The 21,802-nt window shown below is 43.3% G+C and carries 19 protein-coding genes; 6 read left to right on the plus strand and 13 right to left on the minus strand.

Annotated features, from left to right (window positions below; genetic code table 11):
• Nucleotides 1-173 precede the first annotated feature (173 nt).
• The 7 genes from AC1HCU_RS01650 to AC1HCU_RS01680 all read right to left on the minus strand — a co-directional run bounded on the left by AC1HCU_RS01650 (nt 174) and on the right by AC1HCU_RS01680 (nt 9,378).
• Nucleotides 174-1,271, minus strand: a complete 1,098-nt coding sequence (locus tag AC1HCU_RS01650) for an OmpA family protein (protein WP_480368252.1) — start codon at nt 1,269-1,271, stop codon at nt 174-176.
• Between the two features lie 60 nt (nt 1,272-1,331).
• On the minus strand, nt 1,332-1,511 hold the full coding sequence (locus AC1HCU_RS01655) for a hypothetical protein (RefSeq protein ID WP_480368254.1): 180 nt from the start codon (nt 1,509-1,511) through the stop codon (nt 1,332-1,334).
• Nucleotides 1,512-1,601: 90 nt separating this feature from the next.
• The gene (locus tag AC1HCU_RS01660; protein WP_480368257.1) at nt 1,602-4,529 is read right to left on the minus strand and encodes a hypothetical protein; all 2,928 of its coding nucleotides are present in this window, start codon (nt 4,527-4,529) and stop codon (nt 1,602-1,604) included.
• A 47-nt stretch (nt 4,530-4,576) separates the two neighbouring features.
• Complete coding sequence (locus tag AC1HCU_RS01665) at nt 4,577-5,197, minus strand: hypothetical protein (protein WP_286860579.1); 621 nt, start codon at nt 5,195-5,197, stop codon at nt 4,577-4,579.
• Nucleotides 5,198-5,265: 68 nt separating this feature from the next.
• Complete coding sequence (locus AC1HCU_RS01670) at nt 5,266-5,643, minus strand: HU family DNA-binding protein (protein WP_286860576.1); 378 nt, start codon at nt 5,641-5,643, stop codon at nt 5,266-5,268.
• A gap of 819 nt (nt 5,644-6,462) precedes the next feature.
• Entirely contained in the window at nt 6,463-8,286 is a 1,824-nt protein-coding gene (locus AC1HCU_RS01675) for a hybrid sensor histidine kinase/response regulator transcription factor (RefSeq protein WP_480368260.1), read from the minus strand.
• Nucleotides 8,287-8,628: 342 nt separating this feature from the next.
• The gene (locus AC1HCU_RS01680) at nt 8,629-9,378 is read right to left on the minus strand and encodes a hypothetical protein (RefSeq protein ID WP_480368263.1); all 750 of its coding nucleotides are present in this window, start codon (nt 9,376-9,378) and stop codon (nt 8,629-8,631) included.
• A gap of 273 nt (nt 9,379-9,651) precedes the next feature.
• Between AC1HCU_RS01680 and AC1HCU_RS01685 the strand changes: the two genes are divergently transcribed.
• The gene (locus AC1HCU_RS01685; protein WP_480368265.1) at nt 9,652-10,815 is read left to right on the plus strand and encodes a thioredoxin-like domain-containing protein; all 1,164 of its coding nucleotides are present in this window, start codon (nt 9,652-9,654) and stop codon (nt 10,813-10,815) included.
• Between the two features lie 8 nt (nt 10,816-10,823).
• Here the strand turns inward: AC1HCU_RS01685 and AC1HCU_RS01690 are convergent, their stop codons facing one another.
• From AC1HCU_RS01690 to htpG, 4 genes are all read right to left on the minus strand, one after another.
• Nucleotides 10,824-11,219, minus strand: a complete 396-nt coding sequence (locus tag AC1HCU_RS01690; RefSeq protein WP_286860564.1) for an HIT family protein — start codon at nt 11,217-11,219, stop codon at nt 10,824-10,826.
• Between the two features lie 5 nt (nt 11,220-11,224).
• Nucleotides 11,225-11,695 carry a transcription elongation factor GreA gene (gene greA / locus AC1HCU_RS01695; RefSeq protein WP_286860561.1) on the minus strand — a complete coding sequence of 157 codons (471 nt, stop codon included), beginning with the start codon at nt 11,693-11,695 and terminating at the stop codon, nt 11,225-11,227.
• Between the two features lie 205 nt (nt 11,696-11,900).
• Entirely contained in the window at nt 11,901-12,851 is a 951-nt protein-coding gene (coaA, locus tag AC1HCU_RS01700; RefSeq protein WP_286860558.1) for a type I pantothenate kinase, read from the minus strand.
• 21 nt (nt 12,852-12,872) lie between these two features.
• A complete protein-coding gene (gene htpG, locus AC1HCU_RS01705; RefSeq protein ID WP_480368268.1) occupies nt 12,873-14,768 on the minus strand; it encodes a molecular chaperone HtpG in 1,896 nt (631 codons plus the stop codon).
• A 266-nt stretch (nt 14,769-15,034) separates the two neighbouring features.
• Between htpG and AC1HCU_RS01710 the strand changes: the two genes are divergently transcribed.
• The gene (locus AC1HCU_RS01710) at nt 15,035-15,553 is read left to right on the plus strand and encodes an RNA polymerase sigma factor (RefSeq protein WP_286860553.1); all 519 of its coding nucleotides are present in this window, start codon (nt 15,035-15,037) and stop codon (nt 15,551-15,553) included.
• A gap of 70 nt (nt 15,554-15,623) precedes the next feature.
• On the opposite strand, the gene lon is transcribed toward AC1HCU_RS01710, so the two are convergent.
• Nucleotides 15,624-18,077, minus strand: coding sequence for an endopeptidase La (gene lon, locus AC1HCU_RS01715; RefSeq protein WP_480371003.1), 2,454 nt, complete (start codon nt 18,075-18,077; stop codon nt 15,624-15,626).
• Between the two features lie 109 nt (nt 18,078-18,186).
• Here lon and AC1HCU_RS01720 point away from each other — a divergent pair, with 109 nt between their 5' ends.
• Nucleotides 18,187-18,903, plus strand: a complete 717-nt coding sequence (locus tag AC1HCU_RS01720; RefSeq protein WP_480368271.1) for a tRNA1(Val) (adenine(37)-N6)-methyltransferase — start codon at nt 18,187-18,189, stop codon at nt 18,901-18,903.
• Between the two features lie 115 nt (nt 18,904-19,018).
• On the opposite strand, the gene AC1HCU_RS01725 is transcribed toward AC1HCU_RS01720, so the two are convergent.
• Complete coding sequence (locus tag AC1HCU_RS01725; protein ID WP_480371289.1) at nt 19,019-19,201, minus strand: hypothetical protein; 183 nt, start codon at nt 19,199-19,201, stop codon at nt 19,019-19,021.
• Between the two features lie 125 nt (nt 19,202-19,326).
• Between AC1HCU_RS01725 and hpt the strand changes: the two genes are divergently transcribed.
• The 3 genes from hpt (at nt 19,327) to AC1HCU_RS01740 (ending at nt 21,757) form a co-directional block, all read left to right on the plus strand.
• Nucleotides 19,327-19,863 (plus strand): hypoxanthine phosphoribosyltransferase, encoded by a 537-nt coding sequence (hpt, locus tag AC1HCU_RS01730; protein WP_480368273.1) that lies wholly within the window; start codon nt 19,327-19,329, stop codon nt 19,861-19,863.
• 139 nt (nt 19,864-20,002) lie between these two features.
• Nucleotides 20,003-20,701, plus strand: a complete 699-nt coding sequence (locus AC1HCU_RS01735; RefSeq protein WP_286860546.1) for an energy transducer TonB — start codon at nt 20,003-20,005, stop codon at nt 20,699-20,701.
• 78 nt (nt 20,702-20,779) lie between these two features.
• Nucleotides 20,780-21,757 carry a polyprenyl synthetase family protein gene (locus AC1HCU_RS01740; protein ID WP_480368277.1) on the plus strand — a complete coding sequence of 326 codons (978 nt, stop codon included), beginning with the start codon at nt 20,780-20,782 and terminating at the stop codon, nt 21,755-21,757.
• The last annotated feature ends 45 nt before the right edge of the window (nt 21,758-21,802 follow it).

Here is a 21,802-nt window from a genome sequence, read left to right on the forward strand (position 1 = left end):
TTCAAGCAGAATCATACAATTCAGCGATCCCTTAAGCGGATAAAAAAGACAGGAACGTCTGTGAAAGACGTTCCTGCTTTCCGGAAGTAGAATTTAAACCTATCGCATTTTTACGATATAAACTGACTAAAGCTGTTATTGTAATCTGTTTAATTCTTTTCTCCGTGTACTCTTTATTTGGCAACCTCCACGCGGCGGGCCTTGATGGTAAGCGCTTCCTCACCCGAAGTTTTGGGATCTTCACCGGCTCCCAAGGTCGAAAGCCTTGAGGCACTGATTCCTTCTCCGGTGAGGTAGTTCTTCACAGATTCGGCTCTGCGGAGCGACAGTTTGTCGTTGTATGCATTGGATCCCTTATGGTCTGTATAGCCGGTAATCACCACGTCGGTATCACCAAATTCCTTCAAAGCAGCAACGATGACACTGAGTTCGGATGCATATTTCTGGGTATCCAGTACGTCGCTGTCGAAAGCAAAGTATACCGGTGGCAATTGCGGGAACTCTTTCATCACTACTGGCGCCGGTGTAGGTTCCGGTGCTGGTTTGGGTGCCGGTGCCGGCGTAGGTGCCGGTGCCGGTTGAGGTTCATAATATACCGGTTCTGTCCGGGTATAGGTTTTCCCCAGATTAATTTTAAACCCTGCCAGGGCATTAAACTGCCAGTCGGGGTTATCTGCCTTTTTGGAATTGAAATGATCATCCAGCAAATTTGCGCTCCCTTCCAGTGTGAGAGCTACCGCCTCGCTCAGACGGAAATTGATGCCCAGTCCGAAGCGTCCACCCAGGAATCCTTTACTGTCTTCCCAAAGATATTCCAGATTATAATCGTTGGTATTCAGTCCGGTGGCGCCATTTTCAAAACCGTAGGCATAGGCACCTCCCACGAAAAGGTAAGGATTGACCGCTCTTTCAGGATTGTAACTGCTCAAAAGAGTGGCCAGATCGAGAACAAGGTCGATATTTCCCTGTACAAATTTGAAATCGTACACTTGAGCCGGAGCCACCCATCCACCTTTGGCCTGCCATCCGGAGGCGCCGATGCGCATCCCGAACATGGGCGTAAACTGATAACCCAGATTGAGTGCCGCAGCCGGCGAGATCAGGTCTGTAAATTTTGCTTCACCCAACGTATGGGCTGCACCACCCTGCAGTTGCAGGGTCGCATGGGATTTGAATACGGTTTTTCCTTCTTCCTTTATTTCTTTTTCCTGTGCTGTAACAAACAGGGGAAGAAGAACCAATGCGAACATATAGATAAAAATCTTTTTCATCAGCTCTTTATTAAATTTTAATAAACTATTTTGTTAATGACAAAACCACATTTGCAGTGTTCAGCTGATCATCCCTGTCCTGTGGAGTTCCAAATAGATAAGGTATTCTTTAAGGCTCCTGGCTCTTTTGCCATGTGCTATACGATATGCCTTCCATCCAGTCATGTTATGTTTTTTTCCCAGTTGCTTATAGAACTCCCGTTTCTCACTAAAGAGATATTGAAAGTAAGCTTTGTTCATTAATTATTGAAAATTAGATAAATAGTGCTGTACAAAAGGGAAAAGACGTCCATACTTTATGGACGTCTTTTCCTTGAATTGATTGATCGACTAATTGGGTGTCATGTCAAATACTTTCGGTACAACGAAGGTATATTGATGACCAAAGTTATCGGTCAATGTTACTTCCAGTTTGGTTGGAACCGGACCTGCAGGTACAGAAGTGATCACTGCAGTGAAATTGATTGTACCAGGAGCACCGGCTGAAGGAACAAAATACTCGTTGGCAACGGTAAAGTTGGCTCCGGTCAGTACTCTCAGACCTGTGATGGTGAACGTTCTGCCGTCTTGTAGTGCAGGTGCTGTATTGGTAAGGTTGATACGTGCACCGGCGGGAGGCATGGCAGTGATGTTGGTCAACGGATAACCTGTCAGATTGGCTCCGTATTTCAATACAGGCGTGTTGGCCTGGTTTGTACCAGCATACAACCAGTCGCTCAGATCCTGTACATAAGAACGGAATTCAACCTTGAGTGCCGGAGTACCGGTCCAGTTCAGGTTATAGTTTACACCAGTTCCTGCAGGTGATGCTGCATTGTATTTCACCGGTCCATAATTCCTCGACAGTGTCAGATTGTAGATCTTGCCATGTCCGGGAGCAGCTGCCGGCAAATAAGGAACGCCGATTTCTGCGACAGGAATATTTGCTGCAGTTATTCCGAAGGCCGGTGTGGTTGCTGCTAAATTCCAATTCGGCAGAGATACAGCCGGGTAGGTGGATCCGTTAGTCACAACCAGGTCGGTCATCGTGGCAGGCACATTGAGAGCGGTTGTTACGTCATAATAAAGAGAAGGCATCGGATAGCCATACACAACCTGTTCACCATTCACATCGTGATGGATATTGGTCTTGTAGGTGATTCCCAGGTCAGCGGTCGGCAATACCTTAGCCAATGTCAGTGTGGAGATGTGTACAGGGATACCCGCACCATTCTTCAATGTCAATGTACCGGTATAGGTCATGTTTTCTTGCAGGTCGGCCGGGATTACTCCGATGATCTGCAGTTTCTTTGTTGCAGCCCAGGTTGCCACTGGATTATTGTTGTTATCCAGTCTCTGGATATTGGCAAATGTCAGTGCCACACTATGGCCGATGGTCATGGTGAACTCTTCACTTGCTATGGCAACGCCTGCAGGAGGTGTAAAGGCAACGATAGTTGACGGAACTGCAACACCCGCACCTATTGGAGCAGTGATTACCTGCTGGAATGCAAGTGTGGTAGAAGCACTGGCGCCTACACCCACGTAGAATGATTTTCCATCGGGGTCAACCAATGTGCCATCCCAGTTCACAGCATATACACGGAAACCGATAATGTCGCCTGCAGCAGCAGCAGCATTGATTTTCAACTTCGCTACTTCGTTGGCCTTCAATACTGTGTTCAGCCCTTCGATGCTGGGTTCATAAGCGTTCCATGCATTAAGCTCGGAAGGAATACTCTCAACAGCATATTTTTTATCCAACGTTACATAGTAAGCATATATCTCACCGGCATTAGCACCGCTTAGTCTGACATCAAATTCTTTGCCCAGTTCCACGTTCAACAACGCTGCACCGGTTCTGTTATCAGCAGCGTCTGCAATCAGGTTGGTACCGGCTGCAGTCCATGCAGTATTCCAAGCCATATCATTAAGGTTCGTGGCTGATACCGGATCAAGAATACCATAACGGTTCCGAATAGCGGTGTGGTTTGTCCATGGAGCCGTTGTGTTACTTCTGGCTTGGAAAACCAAGTCATTAGGTGCATTTTGGCTATTGTAGATTGGAGAGATATCATCCGCTGACAGTGCAATACCGAAATCAGAAACAACAAAACGATCTTCGGCATCGTCACCTTCGTCAATCGTATTTTCTATTGCCAGGGCAAAAAGATACTGTCTGACCGGTGCAGGACTTTGAATCAGGTTTCTGAATGCAGCCAGGTTTGCCGATGTAGGTAATTCGAAAGTGATATCCCAAAGGCCGGTAACGGTAGGAGTAGCGCGGGTCAACAGCGGAGTGGCACGCACGGCTGCTGAGGCGTATACGTAATCGTTAATCTGGGCATTGGCATCGCTGCGGATCAGTTTAATCTTATCCAGCATATTGCTCAGGTTGGCATTTGCAGGACTTACTTTTACAGTGATTTTAACACCTGCTGTAGCTTGTCTCTGTCCTGTTACGAAAGAGATGGGATTTGTCATACCCGCACCAAAGGTGTAAGTCACTCTTGCAGGTGTAGTTGTGAAGTCAAGATCTCTGTCTCTTGTCCAAACGTCGTCACCATCATAATCAAAAGTTATGTCGGTGATCATGCTGTTGATCTTTGCAAAATTCATGATATTCAACGAAGCGTTGATGTCTCCAATTTGGTCATTGATTGCATCAAGGGCGTCCGAAAGACCTTCCACGTCATCAGCGAGCGCATCCAGATCTTCCTGGGTAGCCGCAGCATCTAACTTAGTTTTCACAGTTACCATGTCAGCTTTGATAGCATTGATGGCATCCACTACAAAATCGGGGCTGCCAGGCTTCAGGTATTTATCCAGGATGGCCTGTTGCAGGGCAATAGCAGCTTTGTTGGCAGCTATTTGAAGTTCTGCGGCGGTCATCTTTGTCTTCAAGGAACTCACATCGCCTTGCAGCACCGTGATCAGCCCTGCATTTGCGGCGATCTTATCGTTCAATTCTTTCAACGTGCCGGTGTAACCACCCTTGAGCGCATTGATCTGGGCTGTTGTTTCGGCCTTTGCTGAGTTGATCGCTTCCGTTTTGGCAGCAGCCACGGCAGCGGCAACTTCACTGTCGGTAGCGGCGGCGGCAATTTGCGCCTTCAACGTATTCAACTCTGCCACGGCAGCTGTCAATGAACTTTTGGCAGCAGCAAGATCGGTATCCAATCTGCTGATGTCATCATCATAGTCTTTACATGAGGTAACTGTCACAAATGCGCCAATTACTGCAAAGATAAATAGCTTAAAAAATAACTTTTTTTTCATACACTAAAAAATTTAAAAATGATAAATAAAATATTTCACTAAAGTGTTTATTTGGAAATTGATTTTTTTTTTATTGACTGAAAAAACAAATTGGTCAAGGTGGGTTGGGCTTCGTTGACCGCATGTTTTCCGTTAAATTTGTATATCAGCGTGTCCTCCTTTCGTTTTTTGTCTCTTTCATCAGGTACGTTTACAAACTCGTAGTTCGGAATAAACTGCACTTCTATAGCACCGAATTCAATCATATCATCGGTGTTGGTAAATTCCATGCATATCTTTAGCAGCATGCTTTTTTTTGCAATCACGTGACAGGCAGAGCTGATCACACTGATGGAAGGAATATTTTCCGCTATTTTATCATCGTGGATAACTTCAGCAGTCACCGGTTCCCTTTGTTCCACCAGGCGGATGTGTGATATACGGCTTTGAATACCTGAAAGGTGATAGGCCACTTTTATTTCCGTAAGCAGACTTCCTTTTGGTACCGGTAGCATCAGATAAACCCATTTCGCTTCTCCCGGCTCGGTGACGGTAATCTGTACACCGGGGTGAAACAAGAATGGATAACCGATCCTGATGGTGGGATCGCCCGTTACAAAACCAATCGCATGTAGCATAAGGGTTTGCGGAATCTGGGAAGATCTTTTAAAGAAATGCTTATTGGCCATTTTGTGCTAATTTTTCCATTCAACTTTACGGTTTACCGTAACATCCGATCAGGTTGTTCTGCACCGGTTTACTCCGTTTTTTCGAATGACATATCCAGCAATGTTTTCTTAAACTCGGGCGAGGGGGTAAAAACAACCCGCATATTCTTAATATTGTCGGCAGTGAATTCTGTGGGGGCATTTACTCCCTCACTGGAAAGAGAAAGCCGTAATGTGCCAAAGTTGTTTAAATTCACGCTATATCCTTCAATCAGGTATCGCGGTATTTCATCAACCATATTTTCGATCACATTCATTACAGCGCCCCGTGTGAGAGACGATTTGCCTGCGATACCCTTACTCAGCTGGTAGTTGTTTATGGTACCCGCTTTCACAGGGCTCGCATACCACTTGCGTTTGGTTTCGGGTTCCAGTGGATTCGCTTTTTGTACAAGTCTATACTTCATATATGCATATTTAATTGTTTGTTTCGCTTTTTCTGCCGACGGAGGATTTCCCCTGGATCTGTTGTGCTAAAAGATTGAATGTTACCACTCTTTTACAGTTTATTTCATTTTTATTACGTTTGGAGCATTCTCTTTGTACGCTTATCGTTTATGCTCTGACCGTTTGCCGTTTTTTAAGGGATTTCCTTTTTATCCCGCTCCGTACGTTTGGAAAATGTGAGGTGTCCTTTCGTCCGCTCTTTTATTTCGAACGCAAACATACGCTTTTGTCCTATTAACGGTTAGGACTTATTTTGTTAAATATAGCATAAAACACGCTTTAACATTCCAAGTACTTAGTACCATCTGCGCATATATTTATTAAAATAATTGATATACAGATTATTGAAGATGCTAATGTGTCCTAATTATATAATTAAATCATCCCTTATTTTGTTTATTTGCCTGCTGTTCGAGCTTTTCCACTTCCGCTTTTTAAGATGAATATTTAAATAACATTTCACCCTTTAGAGCATTTGTTTCATAAGCATTTAATGGTTTATATCGTTTAGGCGACAAAGGTAAATAATTCCCTAAGCCGTCTGCAAACAGCATTTTGCACATGGTAAAAATATATTTGCTTTCGATAAAAAAAGAAAAATATTTTTTACGAATGTATTGCTCTACGTAAATTTATGTTAAGCAGAGCATTGCTATATATCTGTTATGCAGATTATTTATGTGTGCCCAGGATAAAAAATATGTTGTGGGTAAAATACAATGCCCAACGATCCTCAGACAAGAGCACCGGTTGTAAAAAATAGAATGACGAATCGTGAATTATAAGTTTACAGGGAGTCGCTTGTACTGTGATGGGGTGACTCCGGTCATTTTTTTAAAAACGCGTGAAAAGTAGTTTACATCATATACGCCGCATTCAGCTGCCACTTCGCCGATCGTTTTATGCTGTGAAGCCAGTATTTTTTTTGCAAATGAAAGCTTAACCTGTAAAATATAGGTGGATGCTGGATACCCTGTGGTGACGTTCAGCTTTTTATTGAGTTGGGAGACACTGATAGCCAGCTCCTGTGCCAGCTTTTTGGAAGAGAAATCGGGATTTTTCATTTCTCTGTAGATGATATCTGTGACATGGCGCAAAAATACTGCGTTAACATTGTCATTGAATTCACCCTTTTCATCTTTGATTACAGTTCTGTGGTATTTATCCTTTAACAGATTGCGCGATTTTAGCAAATTCTCCACAAGAACTAGTATTTCCTCAGCCTGGAACGGTTTCTTGATATAGGCATCAGCGCCACATTTCAGTCCTTCAATATAATCCTGTTCCTCGTTTTTGGCTGATATTATGACGACGGGAATATGGCTGAGCAGGGGAGAATTCTTAATTTCCCGGCATAGTTCAAGCCCGTCCTTTTTGGGCATAATCACATCGGTGATCACAATATCTGGCAAATGCTCGTTGGCCAGATTAAGTGCTTCTACCCCGTCGTGACAGTAGATAATATTGTATCTGTTTTCGCTGAATATCGATCGGGTGTATATCGCAATATCCTTGTTGTCCTCAGCCAGTAAAATAGCAGTACGTGGGTCATTGTCAATGGGTCTTACGGTAAATAACTCCTCTTTTAGCGAAGACTGATTTTTCGGTGGTATCGGTAAATGATTTTTTTTATTGGGAATCCAGTATGGATAAAGTTTTTTTTCATTTCTACGCACTGGCAACTCCACGGTGAATTCGCTACCTTTTCCTTCATTACTTTCCACACGGATAGTCCCATTTAAAATTTCCACCAATTGTTTTGTCAGTGTCAATCCTATTCCTCTGCTCGTTTGCGAATCGCTGTCCGGACTCTTGTAAAACAGCTCGAAGATATGGGGGAGATCCTCTTTTTTGATTCCTTTCCCCTGGTCAATTACTTTGAGAATAATTTTCCTTGGGACTTTCTTACTTCGGGCAAGCATTATATTTATTTTGGAACCGGCCTCGCTATACTTTATCGCATTGGAAAGCAGGTTTTGCAGTATTTTCTGCAGATAGGTGGGTGCAAAATCAGTTTCGATTTCTACTTCTTCGCTAAAAAATTGCAATTCAATACCTTGCTGTCTAGCGTAGATGCTGTGTGTTTCGTAAATCATTTCTATAAAAGAGACAACATTTCCGGTTTTCCATTCAACCGAATCATCTGTTGTATGTAAATTAGTCATATCCAGCAATTGATTCACCAGATCCGATAAAGTCCTTCCCTGCCGCTCTATGGCGGTAAGATAAGTGAGCGTATTGTTGCCAGAAAGATCCTTTTGTTCACGGAGTTGTTTGCTCAATCCCAGAATAATGGTAAGTGGTGTGCGAAACTCATGGGTAATTTTTGTCAAAACATCGTTCCGTAGATGTGCACCGTTTTGTAGAATCCTGTTGCTCTTTGTCCGTTCCCTCAGCGAATATAGCAACAAAGCTACGGAGGCCGCCAGAAAAAGGGCCAGCACTACGTAGGCTGTCGGATCTCCTGAGTCATTCTTATTAACAGAAAAGCTTAACAGATTTAACCTGTAAGAAGGATTCAATATATCCAGTTTTAACTCACTGGAAGGGGAAAGCGAAATGTTTTCGGTGAAAACGGACAAATAACAATACAAACTATTCATATTGTAATATTTAAATCAGTTGACTGTGATTCTCTTGGTTAATGTGTACATGCACCTCTATTGCATGGAACAATTATACGTTTACGCTTTTTCTGATGTTTAATCCAATTAAAACAAGCTGCAATTTAAGACTTTTTTGAATTACAAACAAGTCATTTTTTTTGTATAAAAAAGCAAAATTATCGCCGTAAGGTCGGAGGAAAAAGTTTTAGCAATATTTAACAAGTAGTTTGCTAAAAATGTGCGATATCCAGGGGCAGTTTAGTACTAATTAATCCCTAAAAGGAGGTGTAGTTATTGTTTACTGAACCTGAGTAAAGATTTTGTGTCAGCCGTCGTGTGCTAACGAATACGGTAGGTCAATGAAAAATTCAACATCGGCCACCAGTTTAATGCTTTCTCCGACACAGGCAGATCCAGTTCTTCTGTCATTTTATTCAACCAGTTGTGACCGGCCTCGTTCAGATTGTGGCTGCTTAAAGTGTATTTACCCTGGAATACTATCCCAAGTTCGAATTTAAAACCTACACGATTCTGAGGTATGGTTCTCCCGAGCCCAATGCCGAAATATGGCTTGAGGGTATTACCCATATGGAGCTTGCCATCAAAGCTGCCGTCATCATCGGGAGTGATTACAATATCTTCATAGTGCAATTCCGGTTTCTCTCCCAATGCAGCAGTTAATTCCCGGTAATTTTTGATCAACCCTTTTGTGGAGGCTCTGTTAGTGCCTGCATAAAATCCACCGGTCAGACAAAAAATGGCATTTTGTGCCGGATAGTAGTCCACAAAAGTCTTGAAGTTGGGAAAGGTTATCTCGGTATCTCTTAGTTCAGCCTGCGCATCAGCTTCATGCCCGTCATGTGCTGCGATGACCTCAAATTCTATGGCATCACTATGTCTGTAGGTGAAATAATCGAAACCGGCTCTCCATTTGAAATGAGGGGAAAGCGAGGTCGCTCCTTGGACTCCTGCCCCATACAACCCCGCATTCAAGCCCACACCCCAATTTTCAAAAGGGGCATGCTGGGCTTTGCCGGAAGACACAATTATTTCCGACAAAAAAAACAAAAGGATGATTTTTCGCATCATAACGAGTTAGTTATAAAATATTACAAAAATATGATTCATTGATTTTTTAATATGCGACATATATAACAAATATTTAATTAATTTGTTTGTTATGTGTATGATTATTTTATAATTTTTTGTCCTGAATGTATTGTGGCCTTCATTTTAAATTAACAGATAAAAATAGTCATCCGGCTCATTATTCGTTGAAAAATAGTTAAGTTTGCAATATTATTATTGTAGAAAAAAATGAAAAGCCTGTAGCGGGTTTAACGAAAGGGAGATAACTCATTTATGAATAAGATTACGAAGGGGATTCTGGTGGCCACCTTGATGGTTGGCGGAGCATTGACAGCCTGTAAGCAGGAAAATGTTTTTCACGTGAAAGGAAATATAGATTCTGCAGCCGGAGATACACTTTTTCTGGAACATCGTGCACTTGCCGGAACCGAACTGCTCGACTCGGTAATTCTTAAAAAGGAGGGCGCTTTTTCCTTTGATCAGCCTGCACCAAAAAACCCTGAATTTTATCAGTTGCGTATAAATAATCAGGTAGTGACTTTCGCTGTGGATTCGATGGAAACATTACAGGTTACCGCAGATGCATCAGATTTTTACCGTACCTTTACCGTGTCCGGCTCGCCCGTAAACGATCAGCTAAGAGAGGTGGATGCCCTCGTGCAGCTTACGGCTTCAGAGATTCACGGATTGGAAAACAAACATAAATCGGCATTGATCGATGACATGACTTTTCTTGCACAACTCGACAGTGTCCTGAATGACTACAAAGAGAAAATATCCCGTCTCGTCCTGGGTAATCCGGGCAGCGCTGCTGCATACTATGCGGTATTTCAGAAAATAAATAACTACCTGATCTTCGACCCCTATAATAAGCAGGATTACGCCATGTTCGGTGCAGTGGCCACTTCGTGGAACCGGTACTACCCCGACACAGAACGTACCAGGCACCTCTATGAATTTACCATGAATGCATTGAAAACAAGACGTCGACAGGAGCAGCAGGAGAAATTGTTACAGCGCGCTCCCATGGAAAACGGGACAGGTTTACCCGACATTGTGCTGCAGGAAGTAAACGGATCAAAAGTTGCATTGTCCTCCCTGAAAGGCAAGGTTGTATTGCTCGATTTTGTAGTGTATAACGCCAACTTTTCCCCAAAGCACAATATGGAGTTGAACCGGATCTATCAGCAATATAAATCAAAAGGACTTGAGATATATCAGATTTCTTTCGATTCCGATGAACATTTCTGGAAAATATCGGCCAGTAACCTGCCCTGGATCACGGTGCGTGAACCCGAGTCAGTGAATGCACGGCTACTTTCCATGTACAATGTGAGGGAGATTCCCACAGCTTTTATACTAAACCGAGAAGGGGATGTGATTTCACGCGTGGAGGATTATAACAGGTTGGCAGACGAACTGATGAAGGTGTTCTGATGAAGAGTTTAATCCATGAAATCGACAATCTTCTGTGCAATTTCGGAGAACCGCTCTGCCGACAGTTTCAGTTTAGTATTTGATAAATTCATATCTCCCTCTTTTTGGATGGGAATCAGATGAATGTGTGCATGGGGGACCTCCAGACCGATAACCATCATGCCCACACGCCGGCAGGGAATGACTTTTTCAATCGCTTTGGCGACTTTGCGTGCGAAGAGAATCAGTCCCGACAAGTTGTTGTCATCCAGATCAAAAACATAATCTGTTTCCTGTTTGGGAATAACTAGCGTATGGCCCTCGGCCATAGGATTGATGTCAAGGAAAGCATAAAACCGGTCGTCTTCAGCTATTTTATAGGAAGGAATTTCACCGGCGATGATTTTACTGAATATCGTTGCCATTATTATCAAATAGAAATCTCTATCACTTCAAAAGTCATGGTTCCCGAGGGAACAACAATTTCGGCAATATCGCCCACCTTCTTGCCAAGCAACCCTTGTGCGATGGGCGTATTGACAGCAATCTTGCCACTTTTTAAATCGGCCTCGTTTTCAGACACCAGGGTGTAGGTCATCGTTCTTTTGGTGTGCATATTTTTGATGGTGACCTTATTCATTATCTTTACTTCATCCGTGCCAATGGCGCTCTCGTCGATCAGCCGCGCAGTCGCCATCAGGCTCTTCAGCTGTGCAATCTTTGCTTCCAACAAGCCCTGTGCCTCTTTGGCGGCATCGTATTCGGCATTTTCCGATAAGTCGCCCTTGTCTCTTGCCTCTGCAATCTGTCGCGATATGTCGGGCCGCTGTACAGATTCCATCTCTATCAATTCTTCTTTCAATTTCCGAAGGCCCTCTTCAGTCATGTAAGTTACTGCCATAATTTTTTTGTTTATTGGTTGAAAACATAACATAAAGAAAAAGAATTCCGGCCTCTCTGAATAAGACCGGAACCCCCTTTTCATGATGTAATTGACACAAAGATAAAAACTTTATTTATTAAATGCAATTTTTTCTGAGATATTTTTTTACGAGCAAAACAACAACCGGTGAAAATCAGTGAAGTTGCTGGCCAGGGTGGTGTGGTTAAATTTTCCGTATGCGGACACCTCTGACAAAATGGCATTCCCCCTTTTCCAGGATCAAATCGGCACGAAACCGGGTGGGGAGTATGTTTTCTTCCAGGTTCAACAGGTTGATCTCTTCCCATATTTCGCTGGCAAACTTCATCAGTTCTTTTTCCGGATAAGATGCATATTTGTGAAAGTAGGAGTCCGGATCCTGAAAGGCGGTCTGCTGTAGTTTTTTGAATCGCTCCAGGTACCATTCGCGCAGATTCTTTTCGCTGGCGTCCACGTAGATGGAAAAATCGAAAAAATCGGATACGAAGACACGCCGGCGTGTCTTTTTATTTAAGGAGACCTGCAGTACGTTGATTCCTTCCACGATCAGTATGTCGGGCCGTGTAATAGTCTGTATACTCCCGGGAATCACATCATAATATAAATGAGAATAACAAGGAACCTCCAGCAGCTCTTTACCCGATTTCACACCAGCGAGGAAGGAGAGAAGCCGTTTGGCATCGTAACTTTCCGGAAATCCCTTTCTGTTCAATATTCCCCGTCGCTCCAGTTCTGCATTATGATATAAAAAACCGTCGGTCGTGATAAGTTCTACCTTTGGCTGTCCGGGGGTCATGGAGAGAAGTTTCTGAAGAACACGGGCCGTGGTGCTCTTTCCTGCCGCCACACTCCCTGCAATGCCGATAATGTAGGGAATGGGCTTGCTGGTGTTATCGAAAAACTGATCCCTTTCATTGTGCAGATTCCGATAGTGGGTGAGATGTATCTGCAACAACCGGATCATTGGAATGTATATATCTTCCACCTCCTCAAGCGTGAGTGGCTCGTTGAGTGCCTGTAATGCTGTAAGATCGATGTCTGAAACAGGAAACATGGGATGTTCTTCCAGTTTCCGCCATTCTTCGCGGGTAAATGCACGAAAGGGGGAGTAGGTTACCTCGTAGGCCTTGTTCATTGGGTACTTATCTAATTACTTTCATATTGTCTGGAAACCGCGTTTCACAAAATCGCTCAGTGCCTCACCTTTCAGCAGACCACCGGAGAGCAAGGCCAGATCGACCATCTGTTTGAGTTTGCCGTCGGATGTTACCTGTGCAATAAGTTCCTCCTTTTCCTTGTCCTCACTCTCGTTGATGAGTAGTTTAATCAGTGGATGATCTACATTCAGCACAACCTGATAGGTATCAGGCATCTCACCGTAAAAAGCCATCTGCTGCTGCATTGCAGCCATCTCCTTCATGCGGCGTGAGAATTCATTTTGGGTAATCTGTACGGGTCTTGATGTTTTACCCAGAAACTTGAAGTCTACACCAAATTCGGTTTTTTCCATCACGGGCAGTTGAGATTTCACCGCTTCTGTGACATTCTCCTTCTGTTTGTCCGTGAGTGTAACATTCTCTTTTTCCTCTTTTTCTATCAGATGTTCTACTGTATCGCTATCGACCCGCACAAACCGGATTTTACCCTGCTTCTGTTCCAGTAGCCCCATCCAGTGAATATCCAGCTGACCGTCCATCAGCAGCACATCGTATCCCTTCTCTTTGGCAGCATCGATATGCGCATACTGCATTTCCCTGTCGCCGGCATAGAGACAGATGAGTTCCCCGCTCTTGTCGGTTTGTGCTCCTTCAATCAACGATTTGTATTCGTCGAGGGTAAAATATTTGTCGTCGATATTTTTCAACAGCGCAAATTTGTATGCTCTGTCATAGAATTTCTCCTCAGAGAGCATTCCGTAAGCGATGAATAGTTTCAGACTGTCCCACTTCTGCTCAAATTGGGATCGTTCTTTTTTAAAAAGTTCTTCCAGTTTATCAGCTACTTTTTTAGTGATGTGACCTGATATCTTCTTCACATTCTGATCGCTTTGAAGATATGAGCGGGATACATTCAACGGAATGTCGGGCGAATCGATCACACCATGAAGGAGTGTAAGGAACTCCGGAACAATTCCTTCTACCGAATCGGTCACGAAAACCTGATTGCTGTAAAGCTGGATCTTATTACGCTGCAGATCGAGATTGTTCTTTATTTTCGGGAAGTAGAGGATCCCTGTGAGGTTGAACGGGTAATCCACGTTCAAATGGATCCAGAACATTGGTTCCTCCATCATTGATAAAGGGTAGAGCTCCCGGTAAAATTTCAGGTAATCCTTCTCTTCCAGGCCGGCTGGTTTCTGTTTCCACAGAGGAGTTGTATCGTTTATCACGTTATCTTCCTCTGTGTCGACATATTTGCCATCCTTCCACTCCTGCTTTTTGCCGAAAATAACCGGAATGGGAAGGAACCGGCAGTATTTCTTTAATAGTAAGTCAATCTTGTCTTTTTCCAGAAATTCTTTGTTTTCATCGTCGAGGTAGAGAATAATGTCGGTGCCTCGGTCCGGTTTGTCTACCTCTTCCATGGTGAAATCCGGCGTACCGTTGCACGACCATTTCACGGCGGGAGTCTCCTCTTTGTACGACTTTGTTACGATCTCCACCTTTTTCGATACCATGAAGGAGGAATAGAACCCAAGTCCGAAGTGACCGATGATGGCATTTGTATTATCTTTGTACTGATCCAGAAAATCGTTGGCAGAAGAGAGGGCGATCTGGTTGATGTATTTGTCAACCTCCTCTGATGTCATCCCGATGCCACGGTCAGATATGGTAAGCGTCTTCTTTTTTTTGTCGATGGATACCCTCACTGAAAGGTTTCCCAGGTCACCCTTGAACTCACCCACGTCTGAAAGTGTCCTGATCTTTTGTGTAGCATCGACCGCATTGGATACAATTTCACGCAAAAAAATCTCGTGATCGCTATATAAAAACTTTTTAATGATGGGGAAAATGTTGTCTGTAGTTACCCCAATTTGTCCTTTTTGTATCATATATTATCAATTATATTTTAACATTGTCAGGTTGTTGCCCGGAAAAGGATGTTGCAAATAGTATGCCGTAATTAAATCAATATAATTTATGGCTGATTAATGGGAAATTACGTAAAAAAATAGCTATTTAATATGCTTATAATAAGATGATTGATATATAATATTTTTTTATTAACAATCGTTAGCCGTTTTTTTGTAGAAAACATCTTTTGTTGTAAATTTATCTCTTTATATTTGCATGTAACACAATTTTAAAAGTCATGCTTATGAAGACAAAGATTTCTTTCGAAAAACAGCTCTTAAGCTTGCAGGACAATATGTTCAACTTCGCACTGACATTGACTGCCGATAGAGAAGAAGCAAAGGATTTGTTGCAGGAAACTACACTCCGTGTATTAGACAACAGGGAAAAGTATTATGAAAATGTGAATTTCAAAGGATGGGTATTCACCATTATGCATAATATTTTTGTAAATAATTATCGCAAAATTGTCAGAAGTCAGACCATTATCGACAAAACAGAAAATCTCTATCATCTGAACCTTCCTCAGGACTCCGGTTTTGATACGCCGGACGGAGCTTACACCATCAAGGAGATCAACAAGGCAATAGGCAGTTTTACCGATGAGTATAAAGTGCCTTTCTCCATGCATGTGTCCGGTTTTAAATATGAAGAAATTGCAAAGCACCTTGCACTGCCTATTGGAACAGTAAAGAGCAGGATATTCTTTGCCCGTAAAAGGCTGCAGGAGATGCTGAAAGATTTCAGATTTTATGCTGAATAAACTTGTTTTTTTCTTGATATTAAAAAAACCCCTTTCATCGAAAGGGGTTTTTTAATATATATTTTTACGTTTACGAGCTGAAATTTCTAGCGTTTGTTACTTTTCCTTCCAGCAGTGCCAGATCTATCACCTCCCTGACGTCGCTTACATAATGAAAAGTAAGTCCCTTTACGTACTCGGCTTTAATTTCATCAATATCTTTCCGGTTTTCTTTACAAAGAATAATGTCGGTTATTTCGGCTCGCTTTGCGGCGAGAATCTTTTCTCGTATGCCTCCCACGGGAAGCACTTTACCCCGCAATGTGATCTCACCCGTCATAGCCAGGTTGGGACGTACTTTACGTTGTGTGTAGATGGAAGCCAGCGAAGTGATCATCGTAATGCCGGCAGAGGGCCCGTCTTTTGGAATGGCTCCTTCGGGAACGTGGATGTGTGCATTCCAGTTCTCAAATATATCGGGGTCGATATCCAATTCCTGTGCATGTGAATGGATGTATTCCATAGCCAGCATTGCCGATTCTTTCATCACCTCACCCAGATTGCCGGTAAGGGTTAATTTAGAACCCTTGCCTTTGCTGAGCGAACTTTCCACAAACAGAATCTCGCCACCCACAGCCGTCCAGGCAAGGCCGGTCACCACACCGGCGTATTCATTGCCCTGATACCTTTCCCTGGCAAATTCCTCCGGACCAAGATATTCTTTCAGATCGGATATCTTTAATGTTTTCGGATAAGGCTCCTCGGATGCAATTCTGCGGGCCACCTTACGCATTACTTTGGCAATCTTCTTGTTCAGCTCGCGGACACCTGACTCACGGGTATAATGCTCCACAATTTTTTGCAGCACAGATTTTGGAATGATAAAACTACCTTTCTTTATTCCGTGGTTGTCAAGCTCCTTTGGAACCAAATGCCGGTAAGCAATCTCCACTTTTTCTTCCGTGATATATCCACCCACATTGATCAGTTCCATGCGATCGAGCAGTGGCTGTGGAATAGTATTCAGATTATTTGCAGTGGCAATAAAGAGCACCTTCGACAAATCGTAATCGATGGAGAGATAATTGTCGTGAAAAGCCATGTTTTGTTCAGGATCGAGTACCTCCAGAAGGGCGGACGAGGGATCACCACGGAAATCATTCCCTATTTTATCTACCTCATCCAGCACGAAAACCGGATTTGAAGTGCCCGCTTTCTGAATATTCTGGATGATACGACCGGGGATGGCACCGATGTATGTGCGCCGGTGACCGCGAATTTCGGCTTCATCATGTAATCCCCCCAGCGATACGCGTACATACTTGCGGTTCAGAGCCTGGGCAACGGATTTACCGAGTGAGGTCTTACCAACACCGGGAGGGCCGTACAAACAGAGAATTGGCGACTTTAAATCTCCTTTCAGTTTCAATACAGCCAGATGCTCAATAATACGTTCTTTCACCTTTTCCATGCCGAAATGATCCCTGTCCAGGATTCTCTGTGCATTCTTCAGGTTGAAATTATCTTTGGAGTATTCATTCCAGGGTAAATCCAGAATAGTCTGCAGATAGCCGAACTGTACGGAATAATCGGGCGATTGCGGATTTAACCGTTCCAGCTTTTGTATTTCCTTCTCAAAGGTTTCTGTCACTTCGGCGCTCCATTTCTTGTTTTTCGCCTTCTTCCGGAATTCATCGATCTCTATCTGCTGCGTATTGCCGCCCAGCTCCTCCTGAATGGTTTTAATCTGCTGTTGCAGAAAGTATTCTTTTTGCTGTTGATTCAGATCCTCGCGCGTTTTCAGCTGGATGTTCATCTTCAGTTCCAGTACCTGTGATTCACGATTGAGAATCATGAGCATGCGGTATGCCTGTTCTTTTTCATTGTTTATAGCCAACAGCTCTTGCTTCTCTCTGCTGTCAATGGGGAGGTTCGTACCGCAGTAGCTGATTAGCATATCGGAAAAGGATTCATTGCTGATGGTTTGTATCAATTCCTTTGGCGGCTCACCCAGAAGATGCAGCATATGCAGCATTGCATCACGTATGGAGTCAAGAATTGCTTTGAATTCCTTGTCTTCCTTTGGTACACGCTCGTAATCCCTTAATTTGTAGGTCGCCTTGATGAAAGGTTCAGTTTGCGCCATCTCAAACCATTCAAAACGTTTTTTAGCCTGCACGATAATACTAAAGTTGTTGTCAGCCAGTTCGATCACACGAAGGACCTCGGCAATTACTCCAATGCGGTAAAGATCTTCCTTCTCTGGATTCTCAACACTTGTGTCCTTCTGGCATACCAGGCCGATATAGCGTTGTCTTTTACCTAGCGACTTTATCAGGTCAAGCGATTTTTTTCTGCCCACGGAGATGGGTAGCGTACTTCCGGGGAAAACAATCGTATTGCGCAGGGGAAGTATCGGCAGTAATTCCTTAAGATGTGTTTCATCAACATCTGTATTGCCATCGATGAAGTCGCTGGCAATAAATGAAATAACATTTCCTCCGGAATCTTCGTCGCCTAATGTATCTATTTTGAATGGATTCATTTTCATTTTTCTATTCTTCTTCAAAACGGAAAATTGTTACTTTTGTTTTCCGGTGTGGTATAATATTCAAAATCCATGCCAAAGAGACGACGGTCATTTGAAAGAGACAATGAGTAATCCTTTTTTTCGTTTTAAACAGTTTACCGTATATCACGATCAGTGTGCCATGAAGGTAGGTACTGACGGAGTTCTGTTGGGAGCATGGACTGAGGCAGGTCAAAGTAAACATATTCTGGATGTGGGGACCGGTACAGGACTTATTGCGTTGATGATGGCGCAGCGTAATCCTGGAGCGCGTGTCACGGCAATAGACATAGACCGGAAAGCTGTGGCGCAGGCAAAGAAAAATGCAGACAATTCTACTTTTGCTGACAGAATGACCGTGGAACTGCGTGATTTCCGCGACTATGCCAGCTTGTGGCAGGAGCAGTTCGATCTGATTGTCTCCAATCCTCCGTGGTTCGAAAATTCACTTTTGCCTCCCGATGCAGGACGGACAACGGCAAGACACTCCGTTTCGCTTACATTGCAGGAATTACTGTATACAGCCAAATGCTGTTTAAAACAGGATGGTCTGCTCGCGCTGATTCTGCCCTTCGACAAGAGGGAAGAGTTGAAACAGCTTTCGGATAAACTTGGTTTTTTTTTGAAAAGAGAAACTGTTGTTTTCCCGTTACCAGACTCAGCACCCAAAAGATTGCTGACTGAATGGATGCTTACGCCTGTAGGAAATCCGCTTAGAAACAGACTGACCATTGAACAGTCCCATCATCAGTATTCGCCGGAGTTCGTTGATCTGCTTCATGAATTTTATCTTTATCTGTAATAATGCAGATTAAGATGGCGTGTCGATAAAAATAATACCATATTGTGTCAAAGATATTGATAATCGATGGATTTACATGTGCCTTTGTTACAAACTCGGATCATTATTCAATTGCCTAATGTAACAGATCCATAAGCAATATCGTCACCGCATAACCATCAAGGCAAGCCTTGGCGGGAGCTGAGTCTTCACGAAGAATATCAGGTGATGCCTGAGAAGATTTATAATGGGGATATTCCTGTATTGCCATGATCGACCGGGAGACAATTGGCATCTTATTGAAAGCAGTGTAGTACATCTGACTTTTCAGGCAGTGGAACTGACTGATCTAGTCAAACAATAAGATATCCGGAAACAAAGTCAAAAATCATTTTCTTTGAATCATAAAAAGTAGTAATTTTGGCGTTTTAAAATTCCGGAAAAGTGAAAGAGGCGATCACCATTAAAGACAAACAGTTTGACCTGTTTATTGAACACGAGGTTATTAAACATGAGATCAGACGCGTGGCTCAACAGATAAACATGGAGCTGGTAGACAGAAATCCCATTTTTCTCGCAGTGCTCAACGGAGCTTTCATGTTCGCAGCAGAGCTGATGAAGGAGGTTTCCATTCCTTGTGAAATCACGTTCGTACGGCTTGCTTCGTACCAGGGAACAACTTCTACCAACCAGGTGGAGGAGGTGCTCGGCCTGAACGAAGACATTGAGGGACGTTTGGTTATAATCGTGGAAGATATTGTGGATAGCGGAGCTACCATGGCCTCCTTACTGCAGGAACTGACCCGTTACAAACCCGAAGAGGTAAAAATTGCCACCCTGCTTTTTAAGCCTGCAGCGATGAAGAAAAAGCTTCAGCTCGATTATGTGGCACTTGAAATACCCAATGATTTTATTGTAGGCTTTGGCCTCGATTATAATGGCTATGGGAGAAACCTGAAAGATATTTACAAGGTGAAATGAAAGATATCATACATTGAAAAAGATACTTTTTGGGTATTTTTCTTTCCAAAATGAGAGAGGGTATTAAAAAAATACCTATTTTTGTATGCAAAGGATTTTGATGGCAATAAACAAGAAGTAGATAATAAATTGATTCAAAATGGACAAAGATGAAGTGAAAAAATCGCCAAAAGCGAATTTGGAAGTACACAGGGGCACTTTTATCCTGATGGGTCTTGTGTTGGGAGTATCTGTCCTCTTCTTCGCTTTTGAATGGTCGGCCAAAACGAAAAAACTGGATGAAACCGTGATCGTTCAGGACGTTCTTGCCGAAGAAGAGATTGAAATTACCCGTCGCGATGCCACACCTCCTCCACCTCCACCTCCACCCGAACCGGAGACACCCGAGATCATTGAAGTGGTGGAAGAGAAAGTGGAAACAACACTTAAGATTCAGGTGGAAGACGACCAGTCGCAACGACAGATGCAGACCTATGTTCCACCCCCACCACCAAAACCCAAACAAGAAGAAGTGACAGAAGAAATCTTCGTAGTTGTGGAAAACCAACCTGAATTTCCGGGAGGAAATGCTGCGATGATGAAGTTCCTGAGCGACAATATCAAGTATCCGGTCATTGCACAGGAGAATGGTATTCAGGGACGTGTTATTTGTAACTTCGTGGTGGAGAGAGACGGAAGTATCACAGACGTACAGGTTGTACGTGGTGTGGACCCCTCCCTCGACAGGGAAGCCATACGTGTGATTCAGCAGATGCCCCGCTGGACACCGGGTAAACAGCGCGGCCAGGCAGTACGTGTGCGGTTTACATTGCCGGTGGTATTCCGCTTACAGAATTAATTGTTTGAATAATGGAGGAAAGGCTGCTTTTGAGAACCAAAAGCAGCTTTTTTGCGGATATAACCCATCTTACATCTCATGAATCTCAAAATAACTTTATTTGAAGAAAAGATAGCAAGGGCCATCGATGAGCTATTTACGGAGGATCAACCCCGCACGTTGTTTGCTCCGGCGAGGTATACGCTTTCGCTGGGAGGCAAGCGCCTTCGCCCCTTGTTGACCCTGATGGCTGCCGATCTGTTTGGCAAGGAGCCTGATGATACCATAGATGCTGCGTTGGCCATTGAAATATTTCACAACTTCTCCTTGCTCCACGATGACCTGATGGATAAAGCAGATGTGCGTCGCGGACATCCCACAGTGCATAAAAAGTGGGATGCGAACAGTGCCATTCTTTCAGGAGATGCCATGGTGATAGAAGCATACCGTTATATTGCCAGGGTGCCCGAATCCGTACTTCGTGAAATTATCGACCTGTTCTCAAACACTGCCAGGGAGATTTGCCAGGGGCAACAGTATGATATGGATTTTGAGAAGAGACTGGAGGTGTCTGAATCGGAATATCTCGAGATGATTCGTTTGAAAACTGCTGTATTAATCGGTTGTGCATTAAAAATCGGAGCTGTCATAGCCGGAGCATCCCGCCGCGATGCGGATTACCTCTATGAATATGGTATAAACATCGGACTTGCCTTCCAATTAAAAGATGATCTGCTCGATGTTTATGGCGACCCGGAAACGTTCGGAAAAAAAATCGGGGGAGACATCATATGCAACAAAAAAACGTTTCTATTGATAAAAGCACTGAAAAACTCAGGAAAATCACAAAGAGAGACTCTTGAAAAATGGCTTTCGGCATCCGATTTTGATCCGGAAGCAAAAATCAGATTTGTTAAAAAATTATATGATGAATTAAATTTGAAGCTCATTACCGGGAATCTCATAGAAAAGTATTACCTTGCATCGTTGGATTGTCTATCGTTGATTAGCGTTCCGGAAGAACGGAAAAAAGATTTGATCGAATTGTCGGAAAATCTGATGTACAGAAAAAAGTAAGTTTCACTTAAATAATACATGCCATATCGTCGTTTACCAAATACG

The sequence above is a fragment of the Proteiniphilum sp. LBM24028 genome (assembly GCF_056629195.1).